This window comes from uncultured Enterovirga sp. (assembly GCF_964242715.1).
Classification (GTDB): domain Bacteria; phylum Pseudomonadota; class Alphaproteobacteria; order Rhizobiales; family Beijerinckiaceae; genus Enterovirga.
In genome coordinates, this window is sequence record NZ_CAXTAZ010000052.1 from 20,273 (window position 1) to 35,808 (window position 15,536).

The window sequence follows — 15,536 nt, forward strand, 5'->3', positions numbered from 1 at the left end:
GCCCCGGTCCCGCGCCCAATGCCCGTCTCGAACCGCCCATGACCGCCGCAGCCCTGCTCGTCCTCGGCACCCGGATGCTCGTCACCGCCGGCGTGGTCGTGGCGGCGTCGGCCGCCGTGCAGCGGACCGGGCCATTCCTCGGCGCGATGGTCGCGACGCTGCCGGTTTCGGCCGGCCCGGCCTACCTGTTCCTGGCGCTCGACCACGGGCCGGCCTTCGTCGCCCGGAGCGCGCTGACGTCGCTCGTCTCGGTCGGGGCGACCTCGATCTTCGTCGCCTGCCATGCGGCCGTGGCCGGCCGCCTGCCGATGCCGCTGGCGCTCCTCACGGCGCTGGCCGGCTGGGTCGCGAGCCTCGCCGCCCTGTCGCAGGTCGACTGGACGCTCGGGGGCGCCTTCGCCGCGACCGTCGCAATCACGCTGGCCTGCATCGGTTTGACCCGGCCTCTCCGGCGTCACGTCGGGCCGCCGCTGCCGCCGGCGACGCGGTGGGAGACCGCCTTCCGGGCCGTGACCGTGATGGCGGTGGTCTTGGGGGTGACGCTGGTCGGCCAGGCACTAGGTCCGGAGGCCGCCGGCTACGCGGCCTTGATGCCGGTCGTATTCTCGAGCCTCGTCGTCCTCCTCCAGCCCCGGATCGGGGGGCGGGCGACGGCCGGGATCATGTCGCATGGCCTCGCCGGCATGCTGGGCTACGCCCCGGCGCTGGCGCTGCTCCATCTCGCGGCCGTGCCGCTCGGCGCCGGCCTTGCCCTCGTGCTGGCGCTTGCGGTCTGTCTCGCCTGGAACGGGGCGCTGATCCTGGTCCGGCGACGCGATGCGTGATCAGCTCTTGCCCGAGCGCTCCGCGGCGAGCTGTTCGGCCCGCTTCCGCTCCTCGGTCGAGAGATCACGGAGGACGTCGTCGAGCCAGGGATCCTGCAATCCTTGCCCCACCGCGAGAAGGTGCCAGACGGCGGTTTCCAAGAGGCTTTTCGGCACGCCGCGGCCTGTCGCGTACAGCCTGGCGAGACGGTTCTGGGCGATGGCGTTCCCGCGTGCCGCCGCGCGCCGGAAGTGGCGGGCAGCCTCCGTCTCGTCCTTCGCGATGCCGTCGCCGTTGAATTGCACGATCGCGAATTCGATCCCGCCCGCCAGCGAGCCGTTCCGGGCGGCCCGCAGATAGAGCGCGGCGGCCCGGCGGGGATCCTTCGGCAGGCCCGCCTGGCCCCGGGACAGGAGGACACCGAGCGCGTGCTGGGCATCTCCGATCTCGGCTTCGGCTGCGAGGTCGAGGAGCCGTGCTGCCCGGGCGGCCGCCTCGTCCGATCCGTCCGACAGCAGCAGGAGGGCGAGGTTATAGGCTGCGGTCGGTTCACGCTGCGCGGCTGCCTTCTCGAGCCAGGCCCGGCCCGCGCTCAGGTCCCGCGGCATGCCGCGTCCGTCCATCGACATCAGGCCGAGGGTCGCCATGGCGTGAGCATCGCCCCGGGCGGCGGCAAGCCGGTACCAGGCTGCTGCCTCCGCCGCGTTCGGCCGAACCGCGAGCCCCTGATTGAAGAGTTCGCCGAGGAGGGTCATCGCGGCGGCATCGCCGGGCGTCTTGTCGAGCCGGGCCGTCGCCTCGCGGTAGGCCGTCAGATACATGCCGCGCTGATAGGCTCCGTAGGCGAGATCGATCTGCCGTGCGGCCGGGGAGGCGGGCTGGGCCGCGGCCGTAAGGGTTGCCGTTTCTGCCGCGTAGGCGCCGGCTCCGGCCAGGATGGCGAAGGCCCAGCGAAGGGCGAGAGACTGTCTCACGACGCCCGATCCCGGTGCGACGGCAGGGCCGCCCGAGCCGCCCGCATGGCGGCCGCGGGCCCATCCGCGTGAGTCCAGACCGCTTCGCCCAGGGCCACGAACTCGGCACCCGTGGCGGCCAGGATCGGCACGGCGTCCATCGTCGGCGCATAGGCCACGCAGGGATTCTGGAAGATCTCGGCCCACCAGGCGGCGCGCTCGACCACGAGGCTGATCGGCGGGATGCGGCCGTCCGGGCCGGGCTCCCCGAAGAGCACGTAATCGACGCCGAGTTCGCCCGCCACCATGGCGTCGTGCTTTGTATCCAGCCCGCCCGCCCCTATGTTGCGGCCGTCCTTCAGCCGCTCGCAGAGATCCTGCAGCCGTTCCGGATCGGAGGCGTGGCCGCCATCGGCTCCGCCGCGGGTGACCAGCGCCACGAGGTCGACCTCGCCACCGGGATCGGACACGATCGCGGCCGCACCATGCGCCTCGATCGCGGCCGACAGGATCTTCACCCGGCGGAGCAGGGTCCGCTCGTCGGCGGGTGCCAGGCGGATCAGCACGGCCATGACGGGTGCAGCCCCGCAGGCCTCGCGGAGCGCCGGCACGAAGGCCTCGGCATCCTCGATGAGGGGCGTGACGAGGTAAAGATCGGGAGGGGTGGCGGTCATCTTGGCAATCGGGCGCGGCGATGCACGCGAGCCCCGTCATCCTTCCTGATTACGGCGAAAGTTGCTGCTCCGAAGAAGTCCGACGCGCTTCCCGTTGCGATCCAGCCCGGACGCGCGCTGGGTCGCTTTTTCCGGGCGGCGAAGCCCTGGTTGAAACGGCGCGAATGCGATCCGGCGACGGAAGGTCGCCGGATTCCTATTCCGCTGCTGCCCGCGTCACCGCACCGATCTTCGGATCGAGTTCGCCCTTGGCATAGCGCGAAGCCATTGCGGCCGGGGTCAGCACCCGCTTGATCTTCGACGCTTGGCCCGCGGTGTTGAACTCCCCGAGCCGCTGGCGGCAGAGCGCGGTCATCGCCGTCATGGCGGGCTTCAGATACTTGCGGGGATCGAATTCGGAGGGGTTTTCCGACAGCACCTTCCGGATCTGGCCTGTCATCGCCATGCGGTTGTCGGTGTCGATGTTGATCTTGCGCACGCCATGCTTGATGCCGCGCTGGATCTCCTCGACCGGGACCCCCCAGGTCGGCTTCATCTCGCCGCCGAACGTGTTGATGATGTCCTGCAGCTCCTGCGGCACCGACGAGGAGCCGTGCATCACGAGGTGGGTGTCCGGCAGCTTCCGGTGAATCTCCTCGATCACGTTCATGGCCAGCACGGCGCCGTCGGGTTTGCGGGTGAATTTGTAGGCGCCGTGGCTCGTCCCCATCGCGATCGCGAGCGCGTCGACCCTGGTCTCTGCCACGAACCGCACCGCCTCGTCCGGGTTCGTCAGAAGCTGGTCGTGGGAGAGCTGGCCTTCCGCCCCGTGGCCGTCCTCGGCCTCGCCCATGCCGCTCTCGAGCGAGCCGAGCACGCCCAGTTCACCCTCGACCGAGATGCCGCCGAGATGGGCCATGTCGGTCACGGTCTTCGTGACCCTGACATTGTAGTCCCAGTCGCCCGGCGTCTTGCCGTCTGCCTTGAGCGAGCCGTCCATCATCACGGAGGTGAAGCCCGCCTGGATCGCCGTCATGCAGGTCGCGGGCTCGTTGCCGTGGTCGAGATGCACGCAGACCGGGATGTGCGGGTAGATCTCCGTCACGGCGTCCATCATATGCTTCAGCATGATGTCGTTCGCGTAGGAGCGGGCGCCGCGCGATGCCTGGATGATGACGGGCGCATCGACCGCATTCGCGGCCTCCATGATGGCCAGCGCTTGTTCCATGTTGTTGATGTTGAAGGCCGGCACGCCGTAGCTGTGCTCGGCGGCGTGATCGAGAAGCTGTCTCAGCGTGATGCGGGCCATGGGCGTTCCTCTATCTTTTTGCGTGCTTCGGCCTTGATGCCGACGGCCTAGCCGAGCCTGCGCTGCATATCGTCGACCCGGTCATCGAGCGTTCGGACCCGTTCCTCGAAATGACCCACCGTCGCGCGCATCATGACCAATACGCCAGCGTTGTTCCGCCACTCGGTCCGCAAGCCGTCTTCAAGCTTCCCGAAGCGGTGACCCACCTCACCGAATTGCCGGTCCATGTCCGTCCGCAGTTCCGCGATGCTCGTTTGGATGCCCTTCAGGATCTCGAACGTCGCGTTTTGGACGTTGTGGTCATCCATCTGTTCCCTCCGGTCCTATTTCACGAATAGGGGTACTTAAGCCAAATCGCCATTCCGAAGAAGGCGATTGCGCCAACGAATGACCTTGATCCTAAGTTGCGGGCGATCAAGCTCCGGTCGGTCTCGGGCGAGAAGATGAGATAGGATCGGAGTTTGAACTCTGAAACGTTCCGGCTCTCGGCAGAAAAGATCGCGTCAGAGCAAGAGCAGCAACCATAGCCACGACGCTGAACGTCATGGCCGTGATGCCGAGCAGGCGCCCCGGCCGCTCGCCGGAAACATATGCCTTATCCGCGAGTCTTCAACGCCTCGACCCCAGGCAGCGACTTGCCCTCAAGCCATTCCAGGAACGCCCCGCCGGCGGTGGAAACGTATGTGAAATCCTGGGCCACCCCCGCATGGTTCAGCGCCGCGACGGTGTCGCCACCGCCCGCGACCGAGACGAGCTTGCCGGCCTTGGTGCGGGCCGCCGCATGGCGGGCGGCCGCGACGGTCCCCTGGTCGAAGGGCGCGATCTCGAAGGCGCCGAGGGGGCCGTTCCAGACCACCGTCTTGGCGTCGTCGATCGCGGCCTTGACTCGGTCGACCGACTGCGAGCCGATATCCAGGATCATGCCGTTCGAGGGGATGGCATCGACGCCGTAGGTGTGGTGCGGCGCGCCGGCCTTAAACTCGTTCGCCACGACCCCATCGACGGGCAGGATGATGGCGCATCCGGTCTCCCGGGCGCGCTCGAGAATACGCTGGGCGGTCGGCGCGAGGCTCTTCTCGCAGAGCGACCGGCCGATGCCGATGTCGATCGCGTTGAGGAAGGTGTTGGCCATCCCGCCGCCGATGACGAGGGCGTCGACCCGCCCGACGAGGTTTTCCAAAAGGTCGATCTTCGTCGACACCTTGGCCCCGCCCACGATCGCGACCACGGGATGCTCCGGTGCCTCGAGCCCCTTGGAAAGCGCTGCGAGTTCCGCCTCCATGGTCCGGCCCGCATAGGCGGGCAGGAGACGGGCCACGCCCTCGGTCGAGGCATGCGCGCGGTGCGCGGCCGAGAAGGCGTCGTTGACGTAGAGGTCCCCGAGAGCCGCGAGTTGCTTTGCGAAGTCGGGATCGTTCTTCTCTTCTTCCGCGTGAAATCGAGTGTTTTCCAGGAGGAGAACCTCTCCATCCTTCAGGGCCGCGACGGCATGCGCGGCGGGCTCGCCGACGCAGTCTTCGGCGAAGGCGACGGGCTGGCCGAGATGTCGGGCAAGCTCCTCGCCGACCGGACGCAAGGTGTCCTCGACCGTCCGTTTACCCTTCGGCCGGCCGAAATGGGCGAGCAACACGACGCGGCCGCCCTCGCCGGCGATTTCCTGGATCGTCGGCAGAATGCGTTCGATCCGGGTCGCGTCCGAGACCCGGCCATTCTCCATCGGAACGTTCAGGTCGACCCGAACGAGAACGCGCCGGCCACGGACGTCGGCGTCGTCGAGCGTCCGGACCATCATCGGCCGAGAACGCCCGGCAGGTAGCGCATGATCGCGATGACCAGGACGGCCGTCAGAACGGCGGTGATGATCGAGGTCAGAACCAGCGCCGAGAAGCCGGGAAGCGCGCGCACGCGCCGGGCGATGAATTTCGCATCGCCTCGGGTCGCGACGAGGTCGGATTGCTGGGCGACCTCGCTCATCCGGTGCGAGGCGGCCTCGAACCGATCGACGACCCGCTGGGTCGCGGCTTCGGAGCGGGCGAGCTTTTCCTCGATCCGGGCCGTCTTGTCCTCGAGACGGGAGAGCTGGTCGGAGAGGCTGCTCGGGCGCTCGCCTCCGTGATCCTGACCGACTACCGCCGGTCCGACCGAAGCCGCCTCCGGCGGATGGAAGGATGGCGGGGCCATCGGGGCCGGCCCGAATGACGGCGGGGTCTGCCGGTCGGGGCCCGGGCCCGGATCGACGATGGGCTCGACGCGGGACGCCGTGATCGTGTCGGACATCGTGCTTACTGCCGTTCGAGGTTTCGGGGCGCCGAGGCGCAACTCAGCCGAGCTTCGCCATGGCGACCGCCGTGTCCGCCATGCGGTTCGAGAAGCCCCATTCGTTGTCGTACCAGGACAGGACGCGAACGAAGGTGCCGTCGATGACCTTGGTCTGGTCCATGTGGAAGATCGAGGAATGCGGGTCGTGGTTGAAGTCACTCGAGACGTTCGGCTGGTCGGTGTAGCCGAGCACGCCCTTCAGTTCCTGGCCGGAGGCGCGCTTCATCGCCTCGTTCACCTCCTCGGCGGACGTGGCCCGTTTCGCCACGATCTTGAGGTCGATCATGGACACGTTCGGCGTCGGGATGCGGATCGCCGAGCCGTCGAGCTTGCCCTTGAGCTCAGGCAGCACGAGCCCGATGGCCTTCGCGGCGCCGGTCGAGGTGGGGATCGCCGAGAGGGCGGCAGCGCGGCCGCGGTAGAGGTCCTTGTGCATCGTATCGAGCGTCGGCTGGTCGCCCGTGTAGGAATGCACCGTCGTCATGTAGCCGCGCTCGATACCGACGAGGTCGTTCAGAACCTTGGCGACCGGGGCGAGGCAATTCGTCGTGCAGGAGCCGTTCGAGACGATCAGGTGGTCGCGCGTGAGCTTGTCGTGATTGACGCCGTAGACGACCGTGAGGTCCGCGCCATCCGCCGGAGCCGAGACGAGCACCTTCTTCGCGCCCGCGTCGAGATGGGCCTTGGCCTTCTCCTTCGACGTGAAGATGCCGGTGCATTCGAGGGCGATGTCGACGCCGAGCTCGCGGTGCGGCAGCTCTGCCGGGTTTTTGATGGACGTGACCCGGATGCGGTGCCCGTCCACCACCAGGTAGTCGCCGTCGACCTCGACCTTGCCCGCATAGCGGCCGTGCACGGAATCGAAGCGGAGCAGGTGGGCGTTGGTCTCGACCGGGCCGAGATCATTGACGGAGACCACCTCGATGTCGGTCCGGCCGCTTTCGAGGATGGCGCGCAGGATGTTGCGCCCGATGCGCCCGAACCCGTTGATCGCGACCTTGACCGTCATCTCGTCCTCCACTCGCCGCCCGCCACCTCGAATGGGCGCGGATCAGCCGCCACGTTGATTATGGGATCTTGCCACCCGATCCGCCACCGCTTCGGCCGTGATGCCGAAATGCCGGTACAGGTCCTTGTAGGGCGCGCTCGCGCCGAAACCCTTCATGCCGACGAAGAGGCCTTCGTCGCCGATCACGGCGTCCCATCCGAAGCGCACGGCCGCCTCGACGGCGATCCGGATCGGGGCCGTGCCGATGAGTGACCGCCGGACCTCGTCGGGCTGTTCCAGGAACAGGTCGAGGGACGGCACCGAGACGACCCGGGCCGCGATCCCGCGCTCGCCGAGGAGCTTCGCTCCGTCGAGCGCGATCTCGACCTCGGAACCGGAGGCGAAGATGGTCGCGACCGCGTTCTCGGCAGGCAGCAGCTCATAGGCGCCGATCGCGCAGGAATTACCCGCGACGGCCGCTGTCCGGACCTGCCGCAGGTTCTGACGCGTGAGCGCGAGAAGGCTCGGGCCGTCGGTCCGCTCCAGCGCGAGCTGCCAGCACTCGGCCGTCTCGACGACGTCCGCGGGACGGAAGACGTGCAGGTTCGGAATCGCCCGGAGCGCCGCCAGGTGCTCCACGGGCTGATGCGTCGGGCCGTCCTCGCCGAGGCCGATCGAATCGTGCGTCATGATGTAGACGACCGGAACGCCGGACAACGCTGCGATCCGGATGGCCGGGCGGGCATAGTCGGTAAAGACCATGAAGGTCGCGCCACCGGTCCGGTAGCCGCCATGCAGCGTGATTCCGTTCATGGCCGCGCACATGCCGTGCTCGCGGATACCGTAATGGATGTAATGGCCGGCGAAGTTGCCCGGGGTGACCTCGATCGCGGCCTTGGTCTTCGTGTTGTTCGAAGGCGTGAGGTCGGCCGAACCGAGGACGAGTTCCGGCATCACGGCCGTGATCGCCTCGAGGGCGATCTCGCTCGCCTTCCGGGTCGCCACGCTCTCCGGGTTCGCGACGAGGCGCTCCTTCAAGGAGGCGATCGCCGGTTCGAGGGCCTCCGGCAGCTTCCAGGCCATGCGGCGGGCGAACTCGCTCTTGGCATGCGGCTCCATCGCGTCGGCGCGCTTCAGCCAGCCTTCGCGCTCCGCCGCCCCGCGCCGGCCGGCGTCCCGCCAGGCCGAGAGGATGTCGTCCGGGACCTCGAAGGGCGGCGCCGTCCAGCCGATCGCGGCCTTGGCGCCGGCCAGGTCCTCGGCCCCGAGCGGCTCGCCATGCGCCTTCGAGGTGCCGGCCTTCTTTGGCGCGCCGTAGCCGATGGTCGTCCGGCATGCGATCAGGCTCGGCCGGTCGGATTCCTGTGCGCGCAGGATCGCGGCCGCGATCGCCTCGGGATCGTGGCCGTCGATGCGCTCGGCCCGCCAGCCGGCGCTCTCGAAACGCTTCGGCTGGTCGACGGAATCGGCGAGGCTCAGCGGTCCGTCGATCGAGATGTGGTTGTCGTCGTGGAACACGATCAGCCGCGACAGCTTCAGATGCCCCGCGAGAGCGATCGCCTCCTGCGAGACGCCCTCCATCAGGTCGCCGTCCGAGCACAGCACGTAGGTGTGGTGGTCGCAGATCTCGGGGCCGTATTCGGCGGCCAGCATGCGCTCGGCGATCGCCATCCCGACCGAGGTCGCGAGGCCCTGGCCGAGCGGACCGGTCGTCGTCTCGATGCCCCTGGTCATGAAATGCTCGGGGTGGCCCGGCGTCTTCGAATCGAGCTGGCGGAAACGTTTCAGCTCGTCGATGGTCATGTCCTCGACGCCCGTGAGGTAGAGCAGCGAGTAGAGCAGCATCGAGCCATGGCCCGCCGAGAGCACGAACCGATCGCGGTCCGGCCAGTCGGGATCGGCGGCGTCGTATTTCAGGAAGCGCGTGTAGAGGACGGTCACGATGTCCGCCGCCCCAAGGGGCAGGCCGGGGTGGCCGGATTTCGCCTTTTCCACCCCGTCCATCGAGAGGGCCCTGACGGCGCCCGCGAGCTTGGAATGGGCGATGCCGGCGGTCTCTTCGGGCTTGGACAAGGTTCGATTCCGGAAAGCGCCCGCGGCGGGTCGCTGCGGCCGGGAGCAGTCGGCGCGGGACTTAACAAGCGCCGCTTCGCAAATCAAACCGCGCGGGCTACATCGGCCCTCTGGGGCGCGGAGGTCGCGATGGGTCCGGAACTCGCGGACGCGATGGGACGATGGCAGGCCGCGCTCGGGCAGCTCGAGGCTGCGGTCGGCCGCTACATGGATAGCGAGGTCCGGCGGAGCGACATCGAGACGGAGCTCGGCGTGATGCAGGATGACCGCGCGAGGCTTGCCACCGAGCTCGAGAGCGCGACGGCGCGCCTGATCCGGGTCGAGGCGGTGACGACCCATGTCGGCCAGCGGGTCGGAACGGCGATCGGCACCCTCCGGGAGGTGCTGGCGCGCGCCGAGGGCGGCGCGGGCCCGTCCTCCGGCCCCGACGCGAGGGGCTGAGCCATGGCCCATGTCCAGGTCACGATCGCGGGCCGCTCCTACCGCATGGCCTGCGGCGACGGCGAGGAGCGCCATTTGGAGGCGCTGGCCAGCGCCTTCGACGCCCGCATCACCGAAATGCGCGGCACCTTCGGAGAGATCGGCGACATGCGCCTGCACGTCATGGCCGCCCTGATGACGGCGGACGAACTCGCCGAGACGAAGCGGCGCGTCGAGGCGCTCGAAGGGGAGGTCGCCGCTATGAGGGCGGTCGCCGCCGCGAACAGCGATCGCTCCGACAAGGCCGAGCGCCAGTTCGCGGAGGCGCTGAACCAATCGGCCGAGCGGATGGAGCGTCTGTCCCGGTTCTTCGCACCGAACGCCGTCCAGCTCGGCTGAGCGGCCGGCGCGGGTGGCCCCGGGCCTGACGGACAGGCGCCGCGCGCGGTTCTCGGCGGCTGAGGCGCGGAGGATCGCGCTTGCCGCGTCCGGCTTTCGCGATGGCCGTGTCGAGCGGCCGACCGCGCGCCACCTGGCCCGGGTGGTGGGTCGGCTCGGCCTGCTCCAGATCGATTCCGTCAACGTCCTGGCGCGCGCGCATTACGTGCCGGCCTTCTCCCGTCTTGGGCCCTACGATCCCGCCCTGCTCGACCGCGCGGCTTACGGTAGACGGCACCGCACGCTGTTCGAATATTGGGGCCACGAGGCGTCGCTGATCCGGATCGACCTGGAGCCGGCCTTCCGCTGGCGGATGGAGGAGGCGCGGGCCGGGCGCGGCATCTATGGCGGGCTCGCCCGGTTCGGGGCGGAGCGGCGGCCCTTCATCGACGAAGTCTTGCGCGAGGTCGAGACGAGAGGCCCGCTCACGGCCGCGGATCTCGAAGGCAATCGGCGCCCCGATGAGCTTCGGGGCGGCTGGTGGGGCTGGACCGACGCGAAGCGTGCGCTGGAATGGCTGTTCTGGGCCGGTCTCCTCACCACCCGGACGCGCCGCAGCTTCGCCCGCATCTACGACCTGCCCGAGCGCGTCTTTCCGGCCGAGGTGATCGCGCAGCCGACTCCGGAACCGGCCGAGGCCCATCGTCGGTTGATGGCCGTCGCCGCCCGCGCGCTCGGGATCGCGACCGAGCCGGATCTGCGAGACTACTTTCGCCTGGACCCGGCCTCGTCCAAGGCCGCCGTGGCGGCGCTGGTCGAGGCCGGCGATCTCCTGCCCGCCGCGGTCGAGGGCTGGTCCGCTCCGGCCTATCTCGATCCGGCGGCCGCGATCCCGCGCCGGATCGAGGCGCGCGCGCTCGTCTCCCCCTTCGACCCGCTGGTCTGGGAGCGCAGCCGCACCGAGCGGCTGTTCGGCTTCCGCTACCGGCTCGAGATCTACACCCCCGCCCACAAGCGGGAGCACGGCTATTACGTGCTGCCCTTCCTGTTCGGCGAGCGCCTCGTGGCCAGGGTCGACCTCAAGGCCGACCGGCAGGCCGGGCGGCTCCTCGTGCAGTCAGTCCACCTCGAGCCCGGGGCAGGGGACTCGGCCGAGATACTGGACGCGCTCACCGCGGAGTTGGGCGAGATGGCGCGCTGGCTGGGGCTGGGCGAAGTGGTCGCGAGCGCGTAAGCTGCCCGGGTGAAAGTCATACGCTTGAAGCCGTATTTGCGGGCGATGGCAGACATGGGTCTGGATGAGGTCGAGATGGGCGCCATCGAGGCGGCGATCCTTGCCGCGCCCTCAGCCCATCCCGTGGTCCGGGGTCTTCGGGGCGTCCGGAAGGCGCGCTTTGCCCGGCGCGGAACAGGCAAGAGCGGCGGCGGCCGGGCCATCTACCTCGTCCTCATTCGCGACGATGTGCTGGCCATGCTGACGGCCTATCCGAAAAGCGAGAAGGGCGACCTCACGCCCGGTGATCGCAAGGCGATCCTCCGGGTGCTCGACGGACTGGGTTCGGGAGAGTTTCCATGAAATCCGAGGGGCGGTCGCGGATCGGAATGGACGTCGAGGAGGCGCTCACCGAACTCGGCGCGCACATTCGAGGCGAAGGCTCAGCCGCGACCTACATCGCGGAACCGGATGGACTGACGCCGGAGCGGGTTCAGGCCATCCGCCGCAAGGTCGCGAAGTCCACAAAGGATTTCGAGCGCGTATTTGGGATTTCCGCGCGAACGATCGAGGCCTACGAACAGGGCCGACGACGTCCGGACGCAGCCGTTCGGGCCCTCTTGCGGGTCATCGACCGGGAGCCGGAGGCAGTTCGTCGCGCACTGGATTCAGCGGCTTGAGGCCGGAGGACGACGCTTGACCTACGACCTCATCCTGACGGGCGGACGCGTGATCGACCCGTCGCAGCAGATCGACGAGATCACCGACATCGCCTTCTCCGGCGGCAAGGTGGCGAAGATCGGCCGCAATCTCGGTGAAGCGACCGTGAGCCGCGACGTCGCCGGCCTCCTCGTCGTGCCCGGGCTGATCGATCTTCACACCCACGTCTATTGGGGCGGGACCTCGCTCGGCATCGACGCCGAGGAATTCTGCCGCACGAGCGGCGTGACGACTGCGATCGACACGGGCTCGGCCGGACCCGGCAACTGGATGGGCTTCCGGAAGCACGTCATCGAGCCGTCGCAGGTCCGCATCCTCGCCTACCTGCACGTCTCGCATGCCGGCATCTACGGCTTCGACAAGCGCGTGATGGTGGGCGAGAGCCGCGAACTCACGCTGATGAACCCGGTCGACTGTGCCGAGGTGGCGGATGCCAACCGCGACCTCATCGTCGGGATCAAGGTCCGGGTCGGCCTGCATGCGTCGGGCACATCCGGGACCGTGCCGCTCAACATCGCGATCCAGGTGGCCGAGGAGATCGGCATGCCTGTGATGGCCCATATCGACCATCCGCCGCCCTCCTACGAGGAGGTGCTGGCCATGCTGCGGCCTGGCGACGTCCTGACCCACGCCTTCCGGCCCTTCCCGAACGCCCCCATCACCGGGCAGGGCCGGGTCAAGGACGCGGTGCTGGACGCCCGGCGCCGAGGCGTTCTCTTCGACATCGGCCACGGCAAGGGATCCTTCGCCTTCAGGACGGCACGCGCCATGCTGGCCAACGGCTTCGAGCCGGACACGATCTCGTCGGACGTCCACACCCTCTGCATCGACGGCCCGGCCTTCGACCAGGTCACCACGCTGTCGAAGTTCCTCTGCCTCGGCATGCCGCTCGACCGGGTGATCGCCTCCTCGACCGTCAACGCCGCGATGGCGATCAAGCGGCCGGAACTCGGCACGCTGACGCCGGGCGGGGTCGGCGACGCGACGGTGCTGCGCCTGGCCGAGGGCCGCTTCGACTATGTCGACGTCTTGGGCGAGCATCTGGAAGGGACGCAGCGACTGACGAGCGAAGGTGTGGTGCTCGGCGGAAGGTGGTGGCACCCGGCGTAGCGCAGCGGCTCCTCACCCGACCGGCCGACGAGCCGCGTGTCTGATCGTGAAGACCCGCACCTCTCCGGCGGTCGCGTCGAGCCCGTAGAAGATCACGTACGGGTACCGGGTCAATGCATATCGGCGAACGCCTTCCCGCCGCTCCTGTCCCGCAAACGGGAAGGCTTCAAGGAGGCGGAAGGCAGCCTGAAGCTGTGCTTCGACGCGACGTGCGGCCTGCGACTGTGCAGATACGATGCAATACGACCGAGGTCTGCTTCGGCCTGGACCGTGAGGCGGACCTTCAACGCTCGTAGCGGTGGAAGGCAGCCGCTATGGCCTGTTCGGGCGTGAGTGGCGAGAACTCGCCTCGCTCCGCTTGCGCAATCCCTTCCCTGACGGCGGCAGCGTGCTCTGGCTCGATATCCACCGGGCCCTCGTCCTGGGCCATTCCGAGCAGCGCTCGGGCGATGTCATCCTGGGCATCGGGCGGCATGCGGCCCAGCACCTCGAAGGCCTCGTCCAGCAGCGTCGTCATCGGAGTTGCCCCCTCTCCCCCCAGCTAAACCAAGGCGCGTTCAAGCCAGGAACGGCACCTCGACCAGCAGCAGGAACCCGTTCACCATCAGGAGTGCGCCGACGATGCCCATCGCGCCGCCGACGAAGGCGAGCCAGGCGATCTCGGCCACGATCGCGACCGAGATGAGCACGATCGCGATCTGCAGCAACGCCTCGGCGTAATCGAAATACGGATCCTGCTTCAACGCGTGGTCCCGGCGGGCATCCTCGGCCTTGGCGCGAGCGATCAGCTCCTTCTTGCCCTCCTGCGTGTCGGGCTCGCTCTCGTAGCGGGCGATCGTCTTGCGATACTGCTCGAGCTTCGTACGGAGGGCGGCCTTGGCGCCTTCGGCGAGAGCCGGATCATTCAGGAATGCGAGTTCGAAGGAATCGGCCGCGAGCGCGAAGGTGGTTTGTCTGACGTTCTTGGCCTGGAAGAAGTTGTACAGGTTCGCGGCTTGAATATTCGCGTTCAAGGCTTCCTTGGTGGCGTTGTTGCCGCCGAGCCCCGTCACGGCGAGGAGCATCGCGAAGAGCGCGATCACGATCGCACAGCGCTGCTTGAAGCGGTCGGTTTCCCGATCCCGGTCCATGAATTCCGTTGCTTCGTCCGCCTTCATTCGTCCGCTCCTTGCGCCGGATCAATCCGCCCGCCAGCCCGCTTGTACGCCTTCTTGGCACGATGCATGCTGCGCCCGTTCCATAGAAGATCGGGAAGGACAATCCATGACGGTTTCGACGGATCGGCGATCTCTGCTCACAGGTTTCGCGGGTGCCTCGGCGCTGGCCGCCTTCCCGATGCCCGCGCTGTCCCAGGGCGCCGCAGCGAAGACGCTCCGCTTCGTGCCGCAGGCGAACCTCGCCAATTTCGACCCGATCTGGGGGACGCAATACGTCGTCCGCAACGCCGCCGCCCTCGTCTGGGACACGCTCTACGGCGTCGACGAGAAGCTGCAGCCGCAGCGGCAGATGGTCGAGGGCGAGGAGGTCTCGTCCGACGGACTCACCTGGACGTTCAAGCTCCGCCCGGGCCTCAAATTCCATGACGGCTCGCCGGTCCTCGCCAAGGACGTCGTGCAGAGCCTGAAACGCTGGGCGGCCCGCGATCCGATGGGCCTCATGATCACCGCGATCCAGAAGGAACTCGCGCCGATCGACGACCGCAGCTGGAAATGGGTGCTGTCGAAACCCTTCCCGAAGATGCTGCTCGCTCTCGCCAAGAACAACGCGCCTTGCTCGTTCATCATGCCGGAGCGCATCGCGCAGACCGACCCGTTCAAGCAGGTCACCGAATATGTCGGGTCGGGCCCGATGCAGTTCGCGCGCGGCGAGTGGGTTCCGGGCGCGAAGGCCGTGTTCACGAAATTCGCAGATTACGTGCCCCGTCAGGAGAAGGCGTCCTGGCTCGCCGGCGGCAAGAACATGCTGGTCGACCGCATCGAATGGGTCGTGATGCCGGACCCGGCGACAGCCTCGGCGGCGCTCCAGAACGGGGAGGTCGACTGGTGGGAGAGCCCGATCTCCGACTTGGTGCCTTTGCTCAAGAAGAACCGGAACATCTCGGTCGATATCGCCGACCCGCTCGGCAATATCGGTTCCTTCCGGATGAACCATCTCCATCCGCCCTTCGACAACGTCAAGGTCCGGCGCGCGGTGCTGACGGCGCTGAACCAGGAAGACTACATGCGGGCCCTCGTCGGCTCCGACGACGAGCTATGGAAGCCCCTGCCGGGCTACTTCACCCCCGGCACGCCGCTCTACACCGAGGCGGGCGGCGACATCATGAAGATGAAGAACGTTGCGGCCGCGAAGAAGCTTCTGCAGGAGGCCGGTTACAAGGGCGAGCCCGTGGTGTGCGTGGTCGCGCAGGACCAGCCGATCACCAAGGCCCAGGGCGACATTACGGCCGATCTCCTGAAGCAGATCGGCATGAACGTCGATTTCGTGGCGACCGATTGGGGCACCACGGGCCAGCGCCGTGCCGTGAAGACGCCCCCTGCCCAGGGCGGCTGGAACATGTTCCACACCTGGCATGCAGGCGCCGATTGCATCAACCCGG

Annotated in this window: 19 protein-coding genes; 8 read left to right on the forward strand and 11 right to left on the reverse strand. The window is 68.2% G+C overall.

Features of this window, described 5'->3' with window-relative positions:
- The first annotated feature begins 38 nt into the window (after nt 1–38).
- Entirely contained in the window at nt 39–824 is a 786-nt protein-coding gene (locus ACFE87_RS20305; RefSeq protein WP_375461476.1) for a hypothetical protein, read from the forward strand.
- On the opposite strand, the gene ACFE87_RS20310 is transcribed toward ACFE87_RS20305, so the two are convergent.
- The 8 genes from ACFE87_RS20310 to tkt form a co-directional block, all read right to left on the reverse strand.
- The gene (locus tag ACFE87_RS20310) at nt 825–1,778 is read right to left on the reverse strand and encodes a tetratricopeptide repeat protein (RefSeq protein ID WP_375461477.1); all 954 of its coding nucleotides are present in this window, start codon (nt 1,776–1,778) and stop codon (nt 825–827) included.
- Nucleotides 1,775–2,431 (reverse strand): thiamine phosphate synthase, encoded by a 657-nt coding sequence (locus tag ACFE87_RS20315; protein WP_375461478.1) that lies wholly within the window; start codon nt 2,429–2,431, stop codon nt 1,775–1,777. Before ACFE87_RS20315 ends, ACFE87_RS20310 begins: the two co-directional genes overlap by 4 nt.
- Nucleotides 2,432–2,627: 196 nt before the next feature.
- Nucleotides 2,628–3,719 (reverse strand): class II fructose-bisphosphate aldolase, encoded by a 1,092-nt coding sequence (gene fba, locus ACFE87_RS20320; RefSeq protein WP_375461479.1) that lies wholly within the window; start codon nt 3,717–3,719, stop codon nt 2,628–2,630.
- 47 nt (nt 3,720–3,766) lie between these two features.
- Nucleotides 3,767–4,027 carry a hypothetical protein gene (locus tag ACFE87_RS20325; RefSeq protein WP_375461480.1) on the reverse strand — a complete coding sequence of 87 codons (261 nt, stop codon included), beginning with the start codon at nt 4,025–4,027 and terminating at the stop codon, nt 3,767–3,769.
- Between the two features lie 287 nt (nt 4,028–4,314).
- Entirely contained in the window at nt 4,315–5,511 is a 1,197-nt protein-coding gene (locus ACFE87_RS20330; RefSeq protein ID WP_375461481.1) for a phosphoglycerate kinase, read from the reverse strand.
- Entirely contained in the window at nt 5,508–5,996 is a 489-nt protein-coding gene (locus tag ACFE87_RS20335) for a hypothetical protein (protein WP_375461482.1), read from the reverse strand. Before ACFE87_RS20335 ends, ACFE87_RS20330 begins: the two co-directional genes overlap by 4 nt.
- Before the next feature lie 43 nt (nt 5,997–6,039).
- Nucleotides 6,040–7,047 (reverse strand): type I glyceraldehyde-3-phosphate dehydrogenase, encoded by a 1,008-nt coding sequence (gene gap, locus ACFE87_RS20340; protein ID WP_375461483.1) that lies wholly within the window; start codon nt 7,045–7,047, stop codon nt 6,040–6,042.
- Between the two features lie 42 nt (nt 7,048–7,089).
- On the reverse strand, nt 7,090–9,099 hold the full coding sequence (gene tkt / locus ACFE87_RS20345) for a transketolase (RefSeq protein WP_375461484.1): 2,010 nt from the start codon (nt 9,097–9,099) through the stop codon (nt 7,090–7,092).
- Nucleotides 9,100–9,228: 129 nt separating this feature from the next.
- Between tkt and ACFE87_RS20350 the strand changes: the two genes are divergently transcribed.
- From ACFE87_RS20350 to ACFE87_RS20375, 6 genes are read left to right on the forward strand one after another with little or no spacing between them, the layout of a single operon-like run.
- Nucleotides 9,229–9,540 (forward strand): DUF4164 domain-containing protein, encoded by a 312-nt coding sequence (locus ACFE87_RS20350; RefSeq protein ID WP_375461485.1) that lies wholly within the window; start codon nt 9,229–9,231, stop codon nt 9,538–9,540.
- A gap of 3 nt (nt 9,541–9,543) precedes the next feature.
- Complete coding sequence (locus ACFE87_RS20355) at nt 9,544–9,918, forward strand: cell division protein ZapA (protein ID WP_375461486.1); 375 nt, start codon at nt 9,544–9,546, stop codon at nt 9,916–9,918.
- Nucleotides 9,919–9,931: 13 nt separating this feature from the next.
- Nucleotides 9,932–11,131 (forward strand): winged helix-turn-helix domain-containing protein, encoded by a 1,200-nt coding sequence (locus ACFE87_RS20360; RefSeq protein WP_375461487.1) that lies wholly within the window; start codon nt 9,932–9,934, stop codon nt 11,129–11,131.
- Nucleotides 11,132–11,185: 54 nt separating this feature from the next.
- Nucleotides 11,186–11,473, forward strand: coding sequence for a hypothetical protein (locus tag ACFE87_RS20365; RefSeq protein WP_375461488.1), 288 nt, complete (start codon nt 11,186–11,188; stop codon nt 11,471–11,473).
- A complete protein-coding gene (locus ACFE87_RS20370) occupies nt 11,470–11,790 on the forward strand; it encodes a helix-turn-helix domain-containing protein (RefSeq protein ID WP_375461489.1) in 321 nt (106 codons plus the stop codon). Before ACFE87_RS20365 ends, ACFE87_RS20370 begins: the two co-directional genes overlap by 4 nt.
- A 16-nt stretch (nt 11,791–11,806) precedes the next feature.
- On the forward strand, nt 11,807–12,940 hold the full coding sequence (locus ACFE87_RS20375) for an amidohydrolase/deacetylase family metallohydrolase (RefSeq protein ID WP_375461490.1): 1,134 nt from the start codon (nt 11,807–11,809) through the stop codon (nt 12,938–12,940).
- Between the two features lie 12 nt (nt 12,941–12,952).
- Here the strand turns inward: ACFE87_RS20375 and ACFE87_RS20380 are convergent, their stop codons facing one another.
- From ACFE87_RS20380 to ACFE87_RS20390, 3 genes are read right to left on the reverse strand one after another with little or no spacing between them, the layout of a single operon-like run.
- Nucleotides 12,953–13,249: a type II toxin-antitoxin system RelE/ParE family toxin gene (locus ACFE87_RS20380; protein WP_375461494.1), complete on the reverse strand. Its 297-nt coding sequence runs from the start codon at nt 13,247–13,249 to the stop codon at nt 12,953–12,955.
- Nucleotides 13,224–13,457, reverse strand: coding sequence for a hypothetical protein (locus ACFE87_RS20385; RefSeq protein WP_375461491.1), 234 nt, complete (start codon nt 13,455–13,457; stop codon nt 13,224–13,226). The genes ACFE87_RS20380 and ACFE87_RS20385 overlap by 26 nt, the downstream gene beginning before the upstream one ends.
- Nucleotides 13,458–13,497: 40 nt before the next feature.
- On the reverse strand, nt 13,498–14,097 hold the full coding sequence (locus ACFE87_RS20390; protein ID WP_375461492.1) for a DUF4337 domain-containing protein: 600 nt from the start codon (nt 14,095–14,097) through the stop codon (nt 13,498–13,500).
- Between the two features lie 106 nt (nt 14,098–14,203).
- Between ACFE87_RS20390 and ACFE87_RS20395 the strand changes: the two genes are divergently transcribed.
- On the forward strand, nt 14,204–15,536 hold a 1,333-nt coding region (locus ACFE87_RS20395), incomplete at its 3' end, for an ABC transporter substrate-binding protein (protein ID WP_375461493.1).

What these genes read in the sequence shown, in the direction of transcription:
- ACFE87_RS20390 (WP_375461492.1), bottom strand. Translation starts at nt 14,097, where the DNA reads ATGAAGGCGGACGAAGCAACGGAATTCATGGACCGGGATCGGGAAACC.
- ACFE87_RS20335 (WP_375461482.1), bottom strand. Translation starts at nt 5,996, where the DNA reads ATGTCCGACACGATCACGGCGTCCCGCGTCGAGCCCATCGTCGATCCG.
- ACFE87_RS20355 (WP_375461486.1), top strand. Translation starts at nt 9,544, where the DNA reads ATGGCCCATGTCCAGGTCACGATCGCGGGCCGCTCCTACCGCATGGCC.
- ACFE87_RS20365 (WP_375461488.1), top strand. Translation starts at nt 11,186, where the DNA reads ATGGGTCTGGATGAGGTCGAGATGGGCGCCATCGAGGCGGCGATCCTT.
- ACFE87_RS20305 (WP_375461476.1), top strand. Translation starts at nt 39, where the DNA reads ATGACCGCCGCAGCCCTGCTCGTCCTCGGCACCCGGATGCTCGTCACC.
- ACFE87_RS20325 (WP_375461480.1), bottom strand. Translation starts at nt 4,027, where the DNA reads ATGGATGACCACAACGTCCAAAACGCGACGTTCGAGATCCTGAAGGGC.
- fba (WP_375461479.1), bottom strand. Translation starts at nt 3,719, where the DNA reads ATGGCCCGCATCACGCTGAGACAGCTTCTCGATCACGCCGCCGAGCAC.
- gap (WP_375461483.1), bottom strand. Translation starts at nt 7,047, where the DNA reads ATGACGGTCAAGGTCGCGATCAACGGGTTCGGGCGCATCGGGCGCAAC.
- ACFE87_RS20315 (WP_375461478.1), bottom strand. Translation starts at nt 2,431, where the DNA reads ATGACCGCCACCCCTCCCGATCTTTACCTCGTCACGCCCCTCATCGAG.
- ACFE87_RS20370 (WP_375461489.1), top strand. Translation starts at nt 11,470, where the DNA reads ATGAAATCCGAGGGGCGGTCGCGGATCGGAATGGACGTCGAGGAGGCG.
- ACFE87_RS20385 (WP_375461491.1), bottom strand. Translation starts at nt 13,457, where the DNA reads ATGACGACGCTGCTGGACGAGGCCTTCGAGGTGCTGGGCCGCATGCCG.
- ACFE87_RS20350 (WP_375461485.1), top strand. Translation starts at nt 9,229, where the DNA reads ATGGGTCCGGAACTCGCGGACGCGATGGGACGATGGCAGGCCGCGCTC.
- ACFE87_RS20330 (WP_375461481.1), bottom strand. Translation starts at nt 5,511, where the DNA reads ATGATGGTCCGGACGCTCGACGACGCCGACGTCCGTGGCCGGCGCGTT.